This is a genomic window from Parabacteroides sp. AF39-10AC (assembly GCF_003635405.1).
Taxonomy (GTDB): Bacteria; Bacteroidota; Bacteroidia; order Bacteroidales; family Tannerellaceae; genus Parabacteroides; species Parabacteroides distasonis.
Genome location: NZ_QTLP01000029.1, coordinates 54391 through 70895 on the forward strand (window position 1 = coordinate 54391; position 16505 = coordinate 70895).

A 16505-nucleotide genomic window follows, 5' to 3' on the forward strand; every position below is an offset into this window, starting at 1 on the left:
GTAAAAATCGTATGGGACTCAAGACCGGGATTTACAGTGGATCATTCAATCCCATTCACATAGGCCATCTCGCCTTGGCGAACTGGCTATGTGAGTTCGAGGGATTGGATGAGGTGTGGTTCGTAGTCACGCCTCACAATCCGCTGAAGAAAAAGGATGACTTGCTAGATGACTCACTACGGTTGGAAATGGCCCAAGCCGCCATTGACGGATATCCGAAATTCAAGGTCTGCGATATTGAGTTCCACCTGCCGAAACCTTCTTATTCCATTGATACCTTGCGAGCCTTATCCAGCAACTATCCGGATAGGGACTTTTATTTTATCATGGGAGCCGATAACTGGCTGCTTTTTCCCCGATGGAAAGAATATGAAAAAATACTCCAAAACTACAAACTGCTGATTTATCCCCGCCTAGGATTCGATATCTCGATCCCAACCATTTATCCGAACGTGAAAAAGGTAGACGCTCCCTTGATGGAAATCTCCTCCACATTTATCCGTAACGCTTACCAAACCGGCAAGGATATCCGTTTCTTCCTGCCGGAAGGAGTGCGGCCTTATTTCGGGTCAGTAGCAAATCAGTGACATACCTGCGATAGAAGATATACTTACTTGGGCTATGAAGTATATATCCTATGCCACTTGAAGTATATATTCTTCGAGAAGGGAAGTTATACCGTGATTATTTACAGCTTTGCCATCTTAGGGCAATCTGCCAAAATTCCCATTAAAACATGTTTTACAGCACAGCCGTTAAAGATGATCCCCGTAACATCAAAACAGGCTCACTCGATAATCTTTTTGGAGTATCCAAATATATAATTTGAGCCTTGTCAAGTGAATAACTAACGGTTACACCGAGGATTACTGAATGGTTTCCCCGGTGTGATATTGGCATTGTTGAACATTAAGCAAAGATATTTATGCGAATAGACTTGACAAGATCTAAGACATACGAGGTAGCTTATCCATACGATGGGAATGCTTTGGACACTTCAAATATATTGAGGGAACACTACTGGACACATAGAGACATTGACTTCCTAAAAAAACACCAAAGAAAAATGAACTCTTTGTATATGGTGGAAGGAGTAATTGGGGCAGTCGGAGGAGCGATTTTTGTCCAAACGAACAAATACCTGCAAGCGGGTATGGAAAATGAGGATTTCTATGGCTGGGGCTTGGAGGACGGAGAAAGACATTACCGTTGGTTGAGTTTTGGCTACCGGATTTATCGGAGTGAGGGCTGTTTATTCCATTTGTCTCATCCCCGGGATCAAAACAGGATGTAAAGATAAAATTATTGGGTCTTAAGTTCATTGGCCTACAAACCTAAGATACTTCACCAAGGATCCTAAGATACTTTACCGATGAACCTAAGATACTTTATCCATGAACAAACAAGATCGGTGACCTCAACCTTTTACCACATAAGTCAGCATAAATCAGAAATATTTTGTACTTTTGCGCCGTATTATACAAAATAATAGCATAATGAATCTATTAGAACTGAGTGAACAGGAAATAATAAGACGTAATAGCATGGAGCAGTTGCGTCAGATGGGGATAGAGCCTTATCCCGCAGCTGAGTATGTAACGAACGCATTTTCCAAAGAAATAAAAGAGACATTCAAAGACGACGCTGAGCCACGCCCGGTAAGTATCGCCGGCCGTATCATGAGCCGTCGTATCATGGGTAAGGCTTCCTTCATGGAATTGCAGGATTCCGAGGGCAGAATACAGGTCTATATCTCCCGTGACGATATTTGTCCGGATGAGAATAAGGACACCTACAATGTCGTTTTCAAGAAATTACTGGATATCGGTGATTTCGTCGGGATCAAGGGATTCGTTTTCCGTACTCAGATGGGAGAAATTTCCGTTCATGCTCAAGAATTGACAGTTCTGTCTAAATCACTTCGTCCGCTACCGGTCGTTAAATATAAGGACGGTGTCGCTTACGACGGTTTTAATGACCCGGAGCTTCGCTACCGTCAACGTTACGTGGATTTGGTAGTAAACGATGGCGTAAAAGATATTTTCATGAAACGTGCGGCTATCATCAAGACCATGCGTACCGCTTTGGATGAGGCCGGATATACGGAGGTAGAGACTCCGATCCTGCAATCTATCGCCGGAGGAGCTAGCGCACGTCCGTTCACGACACATCATAACTCCTTGGACATCGATTTATATTTACGTATCGCTACCGAGTTGTATTTGAAACGATTGATCGTCGGTGGATTCGAGGGTGTATACGAGATCGGTAAGAATTTCCGTAACGAGGGTATGGACCGTACGCACAACCCGGAGTTCACTTGTATGGAACTTTATGTCCAATACAAAGACTATAACTGGATGATGAGCTTCACTGAGAAGCTGTTGGAGCGTATCTGTATCGCCGTGAACGGTACGAGCGAGAGCACGATCGACGGTAAGACAATCAGCTTCAAGGCTCCTTTCCGCCGTTTGCCGATCTTGGAGGCGATCAAGGAAAAGACGGGTTACGACTTGGAAGGTAAGAGCGAGGACGAGATCCGTACGATCTGCAAGGAATTGAAGATGGAGATCGACGATACGATGGGTAAAGGTAAATTGATCGACGAGATCTTCGGGGAGTTCTGCGAGGGTACGTTTATCCAGCCGACCTTCATCATCGACTATCCGGTTGAGATGAGCCCGCTGACTAAAATGCACCGTAGCAAACCGGGATTGACCGAACGCTTCGAGTTGATGGTAAACGGGAAGGAATTGGCGAACGCTTATAGCGAGCTGAACGATCCGATCGACCAAGAAGAACGTTTCAAGGAGCAATTACGCTTGAGCGAGAAAGGGGACGACGAGGCGATGTTCATCGATCAAGATTTCTTACGCGCCCTTCAATTCGGTATGCCTCCTACGTCGGGTATCGGTATCGGTATCGACCGACTGGTTATGTTGATGACCGGACAGACAACGATCCAAGAGGTATTGCTTTTCCCGCAAATGCGTCCGGAGAAAACCGCAAAGAAAGATAACGCCGACAAATACGTAGCCTTGGGTATTTCCGAGGAGTGGGTTCCCGCTTTGCAGAAAGCCGGCTACCTGACGGTTGACACGCTGAAAGAAGCGAACGCCAACAAATTAAGACAAGAGCTTTGTGAGCTTAATAAAAAATATAAGTTAGAACTGCAAAATCCTACGATCCAAGAAATAGAAGCTTGGATAGCCAATGTAGGAGAATAAAAGCGTGATACGATGGATTTGCCCGGAAAAATCGCGATAATGGGAGGTGGTAGCTGGGCTACCGCCTTAGCCAAGATCGTACTTTCAACTCAAGATAGTATCAACTGGTACATGCGTAGGCCCGATCGTATCGAGGAGTTCAAGCAGTTGGGACACAACCCGTGTTACCTCACCGCCGTGAAATTCGACACGAACAAGATAAACTTCTATTCCAATATCAACCAAGCGATCAAGGACTCGGATACCTTGATCTTCGCTACGCCTTCCCCTTTCTTGAAACAACATTTGAAGAAGGTGAAGACCTCTTTGAAAGATAAGTTTATCATCTCGGCGATCAAGGGTATCGTACCGGATGAGAATATGTTGATTACGGATTACTTCGCAGAGTATTACAAGGTTCCGACAGAAAATATAGCAGTTATCGGTGGTCCCTGTCATGCGGAAGAGATCGCTCTGGAGCGGCTCTCGTACATTACGTTGGCTTGTTCCGACATCGAGAAGGTCCGTACGATATCCCCCGTTTTCAAGAATCAATACTTAAAGAATTCCTTCTGTAAGGATGTCACCGGTATCGAATACGCCGCCGTACTGAAGAACGTGTACGCTATCGCCGCCGGTATTTGCCATGGGATGAAATATGGCGATAACTTCCAAGCCGTATTTATCTCGAACGCTATTGAGGAGATGCGTAATTTCGTGGACGCCGTACACGGGCTGGAGCGGGATATCACCGACTCCGTCTACCTTGGCGATTTGCTGGTTACCGCTTATTCCCGGTTCAGCCGTAACCGTACTTTCGGAACCATGATCGGTAAAGGATATTCCGTGAAGACAGCGCAGCTGGAGATGGAAATGATAGCCGAGGGATATTATGGAACCAAGTGTATGCGTGAGATCAACGAGAAATATAAAGTGAACATGCCGATACTGGACGCTGTTTATGATATATTGTACGAGAAGAAATCGCCGACAACGGTCATTCGTCAATTAACGGAAACGTTTAAATAAAATAGCATATGAAAAACATCAGTTTAAACATCGACAAGGCTCTGGGCACTGTCTCCAAGGAACAGGTTTACGCTCAAGAGGCCAAGGCAATGGAATGTATTGCCACATTACATAACGGTAACGGAGCAGGTAACGACTTTTTGGGTTGGTTGCATCTCCCCTCTTCTATTACGGACGCAGAGTTGGCCGACATCGAGAATACGGCGAACGTGCTTCGTTCTAAATGTGAAGTGGTCGTAGCCATTGGTATCGGTGGTAGCTATTTGGGTACCAAAGCGGTAGTAGAAGCGTTAAACAACAGCTTCGACTGGTTGCAAAACGACCGTAAAAACCCGGTTATGTTATACGCCGGACACAATATCGGAGAGGATTATCTTTATGAATTAAGCGAAGTTTTGAAAGGTAAGCAATTCGGTATTATCAATATCTCCAAGTCTGGTACGACTACAGAGCCGGCTTTGGCTTTCCGTATCTTGAAGAAACAATTGGAAGATGCTGTTGGCAAGGAAGAGGCTAAACATCGTATCGTAGCTATCACGGACGCTAAGAGAGGCGCTTTGCGTACCTTGGCGGATCAAGAAGGTTACAAGACTTTCATCATCCCTGATAACGTAGGTGGACGTTTCTCTGTTTTGACTCCGGTAGGTTTGCTTCCGATCGCCGTGGCAGGTATCAGCATCCGCGACTTGGTTGCTGGAGCTGTTTCCATGGAAAAAGCTACAGACGCGAGCGTTCCTTTCGCTGATAATATGGCCGCTATCTATGCCGCTACTCGTAACGAGTTGTATAAGAGCGGTAAAAAGATTGAGATCTTGGCTAACTTCCATCCGAAATTGCATTATATCGCAGAATGGTGGAAACAACTTTATGGAGAGAGCGAAGGTAAAGACGGTAAAGGTATTTTCCCCGCATCTGTAGATTTGACAACCGATTTGCATTCCATGGGTCAATGGATTCAAGACGGTGAGCGTACGATTTTCGAAACGGTTATCTCCGTGGAAGCTACAGATCATAGCGTATTGGTTCCTACAGACGAGGCTGATTTGGATGGATTGAACTTCTTGGCAGGCAAGCATGTAGACGAGGTAAACAAGATGGCTGAGTTAGGTACTCAGTTAGCTCACGTAGATGGTGGCGTTCCTAATATCAAGGTAACTATGCCGGAAGTAAGTGCGTTCTATATTGGTCAGTTGTTCTATTTCTTCGAGAAAGCTTGTGGCATCAGTGGTTATATGTTGGGCGTTAACCCATTCAATCAACCGGGTGTCGAGGCTTATAAGAAGAATATGTTCGCCCTGTTGAATAAGCCGGGATACGAGAAAGAAAGCGAAGCTATCAAAGCACGTTTATAATACGATTTATCCCATAAAAAAACGGTTTTCTCATCACGAGGAAACCGTTTTTTCGTTTGAATAGTTTTTTATTACTCATTTAATTCTTTAAGTAAATCGCTCCCGGCCTTGAATTTGACCGAGACACGTGGAGTAATCATTACTTCCTCCCCTGTTTTCGGATTACGTGCCAATCGCTCGGATTGTTGCCAAGGTACAAAAGATCCAAATCCTTTCATGGAAATAGATTCTCCTTCCCGTATTCCTTTCGCCACAACAGTCGGTAACGCATTCACTACGGTTCTAACAACATTTTTCGGCAATCCTGTTTCTTCCACAAGAGATTGTACTAATTCTCCTCTATTCATACTAGATAATAAATATACCATTCTTCACCAGAAAAGAGTCCGGTGAGAACTTAGTTGTTTAATCATTGCAAATATATGAATATTTGGGGAATATCAAAATATCATATATTAAAAATCAATGCATACAGAAATATTATATACCTAAATGTAGGTATAATTGAACCCCTTTCAGATAGACAAGTGAGACTTTGGTAGAAATATAATTAATAAGAAATAGTATACAGTATTATGATATCACTTATTCATAGCAAGTTATAGCCTTTGAAAATTCGTTATTAATACGCTTACTAGAGTTCTCACCGAACTACGTCATAATTTATTGATTAATTATCTCAACGAAATAAATTTATATCCCTTATTTTTCAATACATCTATCAACTCATCCAGATAATTATAGAATTTATCAATCCGGTTAGGGTGTACATGTAGGTGGATCAAAAGTAAGCACCCATTTAAACCATTTTTGTTTCATAAAATGAAATTCCATTATATATCATATTTATTTAATTTCAAGAAGCTTTCCTCCCATTTCTGTTAATTCCGATTTATTACGTACCTTTGTATTGGTTTTTAAGAAGGTAATAACATGATTCAAGAAGCGATTATCCGATATCTGCGTAAACACAGGCAGGAATCCCTTTCTCCCAAAGCTGTTCTTTTCGATATGGATGGTGTATTATATGACTCTATGCGTTTTCATGCACGGGCATGGCATGAGGTAGCGACCCTCCATCAGCTAACTTCTCGGCCGGAAGACTTTTATATGTTCGAAGGACGTACTGGGGAAAGCACGATCAACGAGCTATACCAACGCACTTTCCAACGAGACGCTACCGCCGAGGAGAAGCAAACGATCTATAAAGAGAAAGCGGATCTATTCAATACCTATAATGACGGTGCCCCCATGACCGGCGCCGCAGAGGTTCTAAAAGAAGTGGAAGCATCCGGACTGCAACGATTGGTTGTCACCGGTTCCGGCCAACATAGCTTGATCGATAAGCTAAACCATACCTATCCGGGACATTTCAACCGAGAGAAAATGGTTACGGCTTTCGACGTGAAATATGGCAAGCCACACCCCGAACCTTATTTAATGGGACTTCAAAAAGCGCATGCGAAGCCTAATGAAACTTTTGTGGTAGAGAACGCTCCCATGGGAGTAGAAGCTGCCGTGGCAGCCAATATCTTTACGATAGCCGTAAACACCGGACCTCTCCCCGATCAAGTTTTATTAGATGCCGGAGCGGATTTACTATATCCGGATATGGAAAACTTAGCTAAAGATTGGAAACAAATCATCGAGCTTGCGAAATCCACCCGATTGAACGAGTATTCCAAATAAGCAAACATAAAAAAAGAGGCTACCCGATAATGAAGTAGCCTCTTCTTTTTTATCATCGAACGGATTATTTCACATAATCAGCCTTATTCAAGAAATCATAGCTTTGCTGAACGCTGGCAACCGGATCATTGTTAGTATATTGTTCCACTTCAACATACCAATCCTTTACGTTATTAGCGTACATTTGATCGAAGATAGGCTTGAAATCCATCTTACCGCTTGCGCCGATCTCTTTCTCATCCTTGATATGGATAGCCTTGAACTGGCTCGGACGGTTCTTCAAGTAAGCGACAGGATCACCGCCACCCATCATTACCCAGTATACATCCATTTCGAAGAATACGTGGTTCGGGCTTACGTTATCCAGCAAGAAATCATAGATCAATTGATCGTCGATCTTACGGAACTCGAAGTCGTGGTTGTGATAACCGAACGCAATGCTAGCGGCAGCGGTCTTATAACCAACCGTATTGAAATAATCGCAGTACATCTTCAAGTCATCCAATGTAGTCTTATCGTTAACCGGCATCCACGGTTGAACCATATATTTAACGCCTAACTCATTATGAGCATCGATCGCTTGATCCCACCAACTCATAACCTCGGCTTCTTTTTCTTTCGTAAAGGCCTGTCCAAGGTGAGCGCTCGTACACTTCATACCTAGGTCATTCACCATTTTCTTAAATTCAGCGGGAGCTAAACCGTAAATCTTACCGTTATCATAGCTTGCTGTCTCCAGATTCTTATAACCCATCTTAGCGGCGGTTTCCAATACTTTCTGGATACCTTCTTCTTTTACAAGGTCTCTTAAAGAATACAATTGAAGCCCTATATATTTAGAAGACTCCGATGCTGTAGCGGCAGCTTGTCCTGATTTACCGCCACAAGAAGATAATAACTGCGGGGCTACCAACCCACCCGCAAGCATCAAAGAGGCTTGCTTCAAAAAATTACGTCTGTTCTGCATAGTACTATTAATTAAGTTTGATTGAGAATTTTTACAAAAGTAAGACTATATTCTTAGGTTTATATCTTTATAGAAGTTAAAATCTTCAAAAAGGACATTGTATTTTAATTTTCGTTATCTTTGGAGGATATATTATTACTTAAATCATTTATATCATGAAAAAATTATCAATTCTAGCGATGGGCCTTCTCTTTGTCCTGACCACAGCCTGTAGTGTTTCCGGCAGTGGTACCTTATTCGATGGCAAAGATAGTAACAAATGGAAAATGACAGGCGATGTCTCCGTTCAAGACGACATAATGACCTTGAAAGGTACGGATGCGCTGGCCATACTGAAAAACGGCAAATACAAAAACTTCGATCTAACCCTTGATTTACGTACTACCCCGGGAGGCAAAGGCGCCGTCTGGTTCCATACGGACCCTACATTGAAAAAAGGATATCGTATCGCTATCAATAATGACAGGGCTGATAAGGTTTGGTGGAAAATGACAGGAAGTCTTGTTTCCGTGAGGAATTTGACCAAAAGCTTCGTAAAAGAAGATCAATGGTTCAAGATGGATATCCGGGTAGCCGGACAAGAGATCGATGTAAATATAAACGGCGAACCGGTTGTAGAGTATATCCAACCGACCGCACCGTATCGTACGGACGCTAACGCCTATGCCTTATTATCGGAAGGGACATTTGGCATAGAGAGTGATGGTAGCGGTGAGATCCAGATCAAGAACATCACCGTGAACGTAATTGATGAATCCACGATCGATATCAACGCACAATTGGCGGAAGCTAACGATGAGCAAAATGACGAGATCATAAAATTACATCAATCGGATTTCCCTGTATTGGATTATCACGTGCATTTAAAAGGTGGATTAACCAAGGAAGTTGCCGCTAAGCAATCCCGCAAGACCGGTATCAATTATACGATCGCACCGAACTGCGGCATCGGTTTCCCGATCACGAACGACCAACAAGTCATGGATTACCTAAATGAGATGCGCTCACAGCCTTTCATCCTTGGTATGCAAGCGGAAGGACGCGAATGGATAACCACATTCTCTCCCGAGACTCTTAAAGAATTCGACTATGTGTTTACGGACGCTTTGACGTTCAAGGACAATAAAGGTCGCCGTACCCGCCTATGGATTCCGGAAGAGACTTGGATCGAGAATGAGGAGCAATATATGGACATGATCGTAGATCGTATCTGCTCCGTATTGGAAGAGCCGGTAGATATCTATGTAAATCCTTGTTTCTTGCCATCTCCGATGGATAAGCGTTTTGACGAATTCTGGACGGAGGCCCGCATGAACCGTTTCGTCGAGGCATTGGCAAAAAGCGGAAAAGCTTTAGAGATCAACGAACTATACAATATTCCAAATAAAGCGATCATTATGAAGGCGAAAGCCGCCGGCGTTAAATTCACGTTTGGAAGTAACAACGTGACACCAAACGTCAGCGATCTGTCTTACAGTATCCGCATGATGAAAGAATGTGGCCTGACGGCTGAGGATATGTATAAACCGAAAGTTAAAATCTAATCACACATTTACCCTCACCCTAATCCCCCGTTTAGGGACACCCTAAATGAGCGATTAGGGTAGACCTAAACGAGGAATTATTCTCTTTCTCGCAACATCCGTCGCATCTTCATATACCGATATTGCTTTATAATCATCTTGCGGCTACGTATGATCTGATAACGGTAAATGATACAAGACAAGATGAAATATACACCTGCCTGAATCCATAATACCCGATATTCATGCGCCACCTCATGCAAGGAAGCGCCAGCCGTATTGATACGGATAAATCCCTGGATACCCGGAGTAGAAGGAAACAAATAACCCACCACTTTCCAAAACGGAGGAATAGCCGCCTCCGGCCAAGAGACACCCGAGATAAATAACAAGATGACAGACGTGAAAACGAATACCAACATAGGCGATTCGCGACTCGTCATAAATCCCGATAGCGTCATAGACATAAAAATACAGGCAAACAGGTAAGGCAGTAAAAACAACAAAATAGTCAGTGGCTCACCAACCTGAGGTAAGGAGAATAACTTTGGGACAATAGCCAATACCCAGATGCAAACCACCACATACAGCAAAAGATAAGTCAGCGACTTGCCGAACACGATACGCAAAGTCCCGTTAAAATGCCTGCAAATAGGTACCAGACTATGAAAGCGGTTCTTTTCCCGTGCCGTTCCTCCCAACATTCCGATGCCCAATATCAAGGTCTGTTGCAATACCAAGATCAAGATTACCGGTACCAAAAAACTGGCAAAACCATTCTGGGAATTAAACAACGCTACCGATTCATACGGGATCGGGTCTACCGTGATCTGGTCCATCTTATCCGTAGACGACGGATTATTATGCATCCGAAGTTCCTTACCCATATCCAACGATACCTCTGTCGCCGCCAAAAGGAAAGCCTTATAAAACAATAAGGCGCTCATATCGCAATACAACGAGACGGTTGTCTGTCGCCCTTCATGCAGGTCCTTACTATAATCCGGGGGAAAAAGCAAAATTCCATAGGCCTTCTTCTCATCTAACATCTTCTTGGCTTCCGCCATATCCGGACAAACACCCACTACTTCCACATCCGGCGTGGCGTTAACCCGTCTGGTAAACTCACGACTCAAATAGGAATCACTTTGGTCTACCACCACCATCTTCGCCTCGTGTACTACCTCGTTATTATATATAAATGAATAAAGCAGCGGATATACGAAAGGCACCAAGAAAAAGAAAATCATGACCCCCGCATCTTTAAACACGTTTCTCAATTCATCCTTCCAAATATAAAACGTATCCAGAAGACCTTCCTTTATGATATATCGTAAACGATGTTCTCTTTTCATCACATACAGTTTTTACGGTAGATATTTGAAATCCAACAACGCCCTCTTCAAGTTCCGCCCGATAAGGAACGGCAAGATCAGAAATCCCAACAACCAAGCGTACTCGCCCAACGTATAGAATAGTGCCCGCCCGTTCAAGGCTTGATCGACATAAATCAAGAAATAATGCCGCAGAGGAAACAAACGTGCCAACGCTTGCAACGTAGGGTCCATACCTTGTACCGGAAACGAGAATCCGACAATGGAGAACGAGATCATTCCGAACAGACTGGCGAAACTAAGCCCTAAACGGGGAGTCGGTAATACGCCGATCATAAATACGCCTACCGCCTGAGAGGATATAATCAGCAAAAACATCGCCAAAAGCATCGGAAACCAACCGCTATTTAACGGGAAAGAATTAATTCCATACAACACCGCACAATACATAAAGCCTACGACCGTGAAAATAGCTGTCTGCGGCAATAACTTTCCCAACAAACTAACTGCGATGGAATTCCCTCCCAGATCCAACCATTTACGGGATGTGGAATATTTAATTTCCGTACCGATACTGAATACTGTCACCAGAAATACCATCAACTGAATGATACCCGGCAAAACCGTATTATTCAAATATACCGAATAATTCAACCACGGATTGCCGATCGGATGCGTATCGATCACGATCGGTTGTAGCTGTCCCATGATCTGCGCTTCGGTATATCCTTTAGCTTGTCCGGTTTGTAAACCCACAGCGGCCCCCGCCAATACTGACATCGTTTTCATATCCCGAAACAGCAAGGAAGCGGCGATCAAATAGGTACCATTCGTATAGAAAGACAACCGGGGCTGCTTTCCAGATGTGGCGTCCACGGCGAAACCGGATGGAATGTAAAAAATTCCATATACATTCCCTTTCTGCATTTCCTGACGAGCCTCGGTAAACGACATGGTTTTCATATACACCTCTGTCTGCTCAAAGGCATCCAACTGGCGAATCAAATTGCGCGAGGTAGCAGAGTTATCCATATCCACCACTGCTATCGGCAGATCGGTCGGCAATCCCTCATGCATCAACGATACAAAGAAAATGACACAGATAGCCGGAGCGATCAGCATACAAAAGAAGTAAATCGGTTGAGCCACCAGCCGATGCACCTCACGCTTCGCGATAAGCCAGATTCTATGCAAACTTTCTTTATAGGTCATACGATCTCTTTCCCTTTTTTCTTTAAGATCACGGACATTCCCGGACGAAGATCAGCGACTTTCTCCAACGGACGGGCACGCACCTCGAAAGTCTTCGAGTCATATTGTCCATTCGTCTTTGTCGCTTTCCATGCGGCATACGAGCCCATATCCTTCATATAATAGACTTTCAACTTCACCGGTAGGTCCCCCAACGCCGGTATAAAAGCATTTACTTCCGAGCCAATCTTGATATCTTTCAACAGATCCTCACGAATACTGAAAGTTACCCATACATCATTTAAATCAGAGATATTCATGATCGGAGCGCCTGTACCAACCAACTCACCGACTTCCGGGAACCGTTCTGAAACCTCCCCGTCAATCGGAGCCACCAAAGCGCTCTCGCCCACATACGACTCCACTTCGGCGATAGCACCTTCCGCACGTTGGACCATAGCGGCAGCGGCAGCCTTATCTTCCTTACGGGCACCTTCTTTTGCCATCTCATATTGAGAACGGGCAGCCTTCTCTGTCGCTACCATAGCGTTATAATTAGCCTCCACCTCGTCTCTTTTTTGAGCGGACATCACCCCTTTCTCGTATAAATTCTGAATACGATCGAAAGATTTCTTAGCGATAGTTAATCCAGCTTGCGCCTTTTGCCACATCTCATAAGCGGCCGTGATTTCCTGTTCACGGGCTCCTTTAATCGCTTTAGCGTTCTGCGCCTCCGCTGCCGCACGAGCCGCCTCCGCTTGTTTCAGCTTCGCCATAACCTCGGGCGTATCTAAAAAGACCAAAGTATCTCCGGCTTTTACCTGATCGCCTTCGCCAAAACGATAAGAAGCGATACGTCCGGGAACCTTACCGGAGATACGAACTTGGGTGGCCTCGGCCTGCCCCATTATAATATCGTCAGGCGGTGTAAGCAGGAAGAAACCTGCCAAGGCTACCAATCCGATCACGACCAATACCGTGATAAAAGCTAACATCATGTTACTGATAGAAAACTTCTTGTTCTCATTCATCTCTGTGTATATTTTTATTTGTTATTACTCTTATTCATTTGCGGACAGTTTACCCAAAGCCTTGCTTAGATAAACTTCTGTTAATTTCACCTCGATTTGAGCATCAATCAAACTAGAGCGAGCAGAAACCCATGCTGTCTGCGCCTCCATTAAGTTCAAAGCCGGGATAACCCCTTCCTCAAAACCGAAATTCGCACACCGCAAATTCTCTTCCGCATTTTCCATATTACGGGAAGAAGCGATCAACTTTTTGCCCGCTTCATTCACTTTATAAACGGATTGATTTACCTGCAACTCGATCTTTTCACGAGCATCCTGCCATTCCAGTGTTTTTATGCGCGTTTCCGCTTTCGCCGAGTTACGCCTATAAGTGCCTTCCCACCAACCGGACAAGGGTACCTTTACCATAACTCCGACATTAAACATACCGGCGAAATCATTTTTAAAACCATTAAAAACATTCGGATTCGTGACGAAGTAATTCGCCGCTAAAGCGACATTAGGCAACATCTCTGCCAAAGCAATACGTTCTTTTCGCTTATAGATTTTCGTTGCCAGATCCAAACTTCTCAGTTCATTACGATTCATGAAAGCCTCATTCAGATCGGCCGAGGCTTGTGTTGTCTCTACCGGAAAATTATCCAGCTTCTCGTCTGCAAGCGATAAATCCTCCTCTAAAGACAGACCACAAATTTGCGCTAAAAGCATTCGGGTTAAAGCCAGACCATTCTCAACCTTAGTCTGAGCCATCTCCGCCTCATTCAGTTTCACCTTGACAGAAAGACCATCGGCCTCGGTAGCGACTCCCTCATAGATCATAGCGGTCACATCACTATCCATCTTACGGAGCAAATCCACATAAGCGTCCGCCAATTTCTTCTTATTCACCAAAGATATGACCTGCCAATAGGTCTCGTCAGTCTTATAAATCAAGTCCTGCAACTGTAAATTATTCATTGACTCCGCTAATTGCTTGGCAAACTTAGTGATTTGGTTATAATTAACGATCTTCCCGCCCATGAATACAGGCTGCACCAACGATACATTACCCACCCAGATATTCTGCACATCCAAATGTTGCATATCGTTCACCCCACTCATCAAATGTTGGATCATCGGTAATTGGGCCAAGCCACCTAAAGAAGAGCTCAAGGATGAGGACAAAGCGCCCATGTCCAGTAAGTTTATATCCTTCTGGTTCCACATATAGGCACCGTTTGCCGATAATTGAGGAAAATACTTGGTAAAAGCGGCTTTCTTCTCGTTATCCGCCATCTTGATCTTTTCGCCAGAGATTTGTAGCTCCTTATTGTTCTGGATCGCCAGATTCCGGCACTCTTCCAATGTCAACATTCGCTGAGCGTGCATACAGCTCACCGTGACTACAAATGTTAATAGTAAGATAGTTCGTTTCATCTTTATATCGTTTTAACCTACCTATATAATGCCATCATATTCCCTATGTGACAAAAATATAAAAACCCGCACAAAAGTATAGGTTTAAAGCGAATATAAAATTGAACTAATTCAATAAAGGATACGTTTCTTCAACTTACAATACCAAGAATCACTAACCCCCATATATTGAGCTATATATTTATCAGGTACCCGGCTTACGATCCATTGGTGGTTCGTATAAAGATATTTCAGGAATTCTTCCGCCTTACAGGTTTGACGGACAGCGAACATTGAATAGAGCTTGGAAATAATCATCAGCATCACATTCTGATAACAGGTAGCGAAAGCTGGATATCCCAACGTCAAACGTTCGATATCCGTCCGGGAGAAACAAAGTAATTCACCATCCTCGATAGCTTTCACTTCAAACTCGGAAGGGACTTGTGTAAAATAACCGATTGTAGAAACAAAAGGGTACATACTGTCCGAGGAGAAACCGGTTACGCATTCATTCCCATTCTCATTAATATATTGATTGATAAAAAGCCCTTTATTAATAAAATAGGCATCTTGGCACAACTCGCCCGTACGAATCAAATAATCCCCTTTCCGGATTGTCACACCTCGAGTACAACTTTCCAAATCCCTTAGGAAAGATTCATCTCGAGACAGAATCTCCGGAATAAAACTTAGGAACTTCTCAAAGTCAGGAGATAATTTCATAGTTAATCATCCAAGGTAAATCTCTTCTGTCCGATCAAATTACCGTCAGAGAAAATATCCACACGGTAAGTACCCGGAGATAAGAATTCCTCGATATTCCAATACATGGTCACAGCCACCTCCTCACCTTCATATTCTATCATTTTCTTCATAGAATAATTGATTTCCTTTCCTTCAAAAGCGAATACGTCCGCACGGCTTTTCACCAATATATCGTCATCCGGTTTCATGATCCGTACATATACCATCTTTTCGCCGACAGGAGCGGTAATGTTCTTCGCTATCTTGAAAGTCACGACAAATTGCTGCATCTTTTTAATACGCTTAGCTAGTTTACCTCGAGAGTTCACAGGAGTCACGTTAATATCCGTCGCATCCAAACGACTAGCTAACGTTACTCTTTCCGTCAATTTCTCTTTTTCCTTTTTCAAGGTAGCAGCTTGTGAAGTAGCCCTCTGATATTTCTGAACAGCCTCTTTCTTCTCAACCTTCAATTGCTCATTCTCACGATTCAAGGAATCGATTTGGACAACATAGTTACGCATGATTTTACGTAAGGTATCCAATTCCTTTTTCAAGCGAGCTATTTCCTTCGCATTCGTAGCCTTCACCGTACGCAATTCTTCCAATAAACGTTGTACCTTTGCTTGCTCCGTAGATAATAGGGCAACAAGGGAATCATTGCCTACGCTAAACTTATAACCTTCATATTGAAGAGACAATTCATTATATTCATCCTCCAAAGATTCTTTCTCAAGATCAAAGGTTTCCACCAAATCAGTCATTTGCTGCTTTTGATGATAAATATAATAACCGGCACCAGCAATAATCAGTACCAATACTATAACTGCTACGATAAGTAGCGAAAGTTTATTTACTTCTTTATTCTCTTTCTTTTCAGTATCCATATGAGGTTCTTAGCTATTACAAAAGCACAAAATTACAATTTCTTATCCATCCGAACAACAAAGTACACCTAAAAATAGAAAAAGACAGAGAGGATATATAACAAAAAAAGGAGCCAATCTTTCGACTGACTCCTTTCACCTAAGACGGCGGCTA

General features: G+C 43.4%; 15 protein-coding genes. 7 read left to right on the forward strand and 8 right to left on the reverse strand.

The features are described 5' to 3' along the window. Positions 1–11: 11 nt before the first annotated feature. The 5 genes from nadD to DW033_RS20580 all read left to right on the forward strand — a co-directional run bounded on the left by nadD (position 12) and on the right by DW033_RS20580 (position 5587). On the forward strand, positions 12–587 hold the full coding sequence (gene nadD, locus DW033_RS20560; RefSeq protein ID WP_122383101.1) for a nicotinate (nicotinamide) nucleotide adenylyltransferase: 576 nt from the start codon (positions 12–14) through the stop codon (positions 585–587). A gap of 479 nt (positions 588–1066) precedes the next feature. After that, positions 1067–1294: a galactosyltransferase-related protein gene (locus DW033_RS25065; RefSeq protein WP_057329110.1), complete on the forward strand. Its 228-nt coding sequence runs from the start codon at positions 1067–1069 to the stop codon at positions 1292–1294. A gap of 202 nt (positions 1295–1496) precedes the next feature. After that, positions 1497–3227, forward strand: coding sequence for a lysine--tRNA ligase (gene lysS, locus DW033_RS20570; RefSeq protein ID WP_022192869.1), 1731 nt, complete (start codon positions 1497–1499; stop codon positions 3225–3227). A 12-nt stretch (positions 3228–3239) separates the two neighbouring features. Continuing rightward, the gene (locus tag DW033_RS20575; RefSeq protein ID WP_005861487.1) at positions 3240–4235 is read left to right on the forward strand and encodes an NAD(P)H-dependent glycerol-3-phosphate dehydrogenase; all 996 of its coding nucleotides are present in this window, start codon (positions 3240–3242) and stop codon (positions 4233–4235) included. 8 nt (positions 4236–4243) lie between these two features. Beyond that, positions 4244–5587: a glucose-6-phosphate isomerase gene (locus tag DW033_RS20580; RefSeq protein ID WP_121961300.1), complete on the forward strand. Its 1344-nt coding sequence runs from the start codon at positions 4244–4246 to the stop codon at positions 5585–5587. Between the two features lie 71 nt (positions 5588–5658). On the opposite strand, the gene DW033_RS20585 is transcribed toward DW033_RS20580, so the two are convergent. Beyond that, complete coding sequence (locus DW033_RS20585) at positions 5659–5934, reverse strand: HU family DNA-binding protein (protein WP_008774141.1); 276 nt, start codon at positions 5932–5934, stop codon at positions 5659–5661. Positions 5935–6520: 586 nt separating this feature from the next. On the opposite strand from DW033_RS20585, the gene DW033_RS20590 reads away from it, so the two are divergent. After that, the gene (locus tag DW033_RS20590; RefSeq protein WP_005865754.1) at positions 6521–7276 is read left to right on the forward strand and encodes an HAD family phosphatase; all 756 of its coding nucleotides are present in this window, start codon (positions 6521–6523) and stop codon (positions 7274–7276) included. 64 nt (positions 7277–7340) lie between these two features. On the opposite strand, the gene DW033_RS20595 is transcribed toward DW033_RS20590, so the two are convergent. After that, complete coding sequence (locus tag DW033_RS20595) at positions 7341–8243, reverse strand: sugar phosphate isomerase/epimerase (RefSeq protein ID WP_121961301.1); 903 nt, start codon at positions 8241–8243, stop codon at positions 7341–7343. A 155-nt stretch (positions 8244–8398) separates the two neighbouring features. On the opposite strand from DW033_RS20595, the gene DW033_RS20600 reads away from it, so the two are divergent. Then, positions 8399–9787 (forward strand): DUF1080 domain-containing protein, encoded by a 1389-nt coding sequence (locus DW033_RS20600; protein ID WP_122383102.1) that lies wholly within the window; start codon positions 8399–8401, stop codon positions 9785–9787. Positions 9788–9864: 77 nt separating this feature from the next. Here the strand turns inward: DW033_RS20600 and DW033_RS20605 are convergent, their stop codons facing one another. The 6 genes from DW033_RS20605 to DW033_RS20630 form a co-directional block, all read right to left on the reverse strand. Next, positions 9865–11121: an ABC transporter permease gene (locus DW033_RS20605; RefSeq protein WP_122383103.1), complete on the reverse strand. Its 1257-nt coding sequence runs from the start codon at positions 11119–11121 to the stop codon at positions 9865–9867. Positions 11122–11133: 12 nt separating this feature from the next. Then, positions 11134–12312, reverse strand: a complete 1179-nt coding sequence (locus DW033_RS20610; protein WP_122383104.1) for an ABC transporter permease — start codon at positions 12310–12312, stop codon at positions 11134–11136. After that, complete coding sequence (locus tag DW033_RS20615) at positions 12309–13322, reverse strand: HlyD family secretion protein (RefSeq protein WP_005865742.1); 1014 nt, start codon at positions 13320–13322, stop codon at positions 12309–12311. Before DW033_RS20615 ends, DW033_RS20610 begins: the two co-directional genes overlap by 4 nt. A 30-nt stretch (positions 13323–13352) precedes the next feature. Beyond that, on the reverse strand, positions 13353–14738 hold the full coding sequence (locus DW033_RS20620) for a TolC family protein (protein ID WP_057327063.1): 1386 nt from the start codon (positions 14736–14738) through the stop codon (positions 13353–13355). 111 nt (positions 14739–14849) lie between these two features. Beyond that, positions 14850–15443: a Crp/Fnr family transcriptional regulator gene (locus DW033_RS20625; RefSeq protein WP_005865738.1), complete on the reverse strand. Its 594-nt coding sequence runs from the start codon at positions 15441–15443 to the stop codon at positions 14850–14852. A 2-nt stretch (positions 15444–15445) separates the two neighbouring features. Then, positions 15446–16351, reverse strand: a complete 906-nt coding sequence (locus tag DW033_RS20630; RefSeq protein WP_005861467.1) for a hypothetical protein — start codon at positions 16349–16351, stop codon at positions 15446–15448. Positions 16352–16505: the final 154 nt, after the last annotated feature.

Coding starts and splice junctions, on each gene's coding strand:
- nadD (WP_122383101.1), top strand. CDS start 12: ATGGGACTCAAGACCGGGATTTACAGTGGATCATTCAATCCCATTCAC.
- DW033_RS25065 (WP_057329110.1), top strand. CDS start 1,067: ATGAACTCTTTGTATATGGTGGAAGGAGTAATTGGGGCAGTCGGAGGA.
- lysS (WP_022192869.1), top strand. CDS start 1,497: ATGAATCTATTAGAACTGAGTGAACAGGAAATAATAAGACGTAATAGC.
- DW033_RS20575 (WP_005861487.1), top strand. CDS start 3,240: ATGGATTTGCCCGGAAAAATCGCGATAATGGGAGGTGGTAGCTGGGCT.
- DW033_RS20580 (WP_121961300.1), top strand. CDS start 4,244: ATGAAAAACATCAGTTTAAACATCGACAAGGCTCTGGGCACTGTCTCC.
- DW033_RS20585 (WP_008774141.1), bottom strand. CDS start 5,934: ATGAATAGAGGAGAATTAGTACAATCTCTTGTGGAAGAAACAGGATTG.
- DW033_RS20590 (WP_005865754.1), top strand. CDS start 6,521: ATGATTCAAGAAGCGATTATCCGATATCTGCGTAAACACAGGCAGGAA.
- DW033_RS20595 (WP_121961301.1), bottom strand. CDS start 8,243: ATGCAGAACAGACGTAATTTTTTGAAGCAAGCCTCTTTGATGCTTGCG.
- DW033_RS20600 (WP_122383102.1), top strand. CDS start 8,399: ATGAAAAAATTATCAATTCTAGCGATGGGCCTTCTCTTTGTCCTGACC.
- DW033_RS20605 (WP_122383103.1), bottom strand. CDS start 11,121: ATGAAAAGAGAACATCGTTTACGATATATCATAAAGGAAGGTCTTCTG.
- DW033_RS20610 (WP_122383104.1), bottom strand. CDS start 12,312: ATGACCTATAAAGAAAGTTTGCATAGAATCTGGCTTATCGCGAAGCGT.
- DW033_RS20615 (WP_005865742.1), bottom strand. CDS start 13,322: ATGAATGAGAACAAGAAGTTTTCTATCAGTAACATGATGTTAGCTTTT.
- DW033_RS20620 (WP_057327063.1), bottom strand. CDS start 14,738: ATGAAACGAACTATCTTACTATTAACATTTGTAGTCACGGTGAGCTGT.
- DW033_RS20625 (WP_005865738.1), bottom strand. CDS start 15,443: ATGAAATTATCTCCTGACTTTGAGAAGTTCCTAAGTTTTATTCCGGAG.
- DW033_RS20630 (WP_005861467.1), bottom strand. CDS start 16,351: ATGGATACTGAAAAGAAAGAGAATAAAGAAGTAAATAAACTTTCGCTA.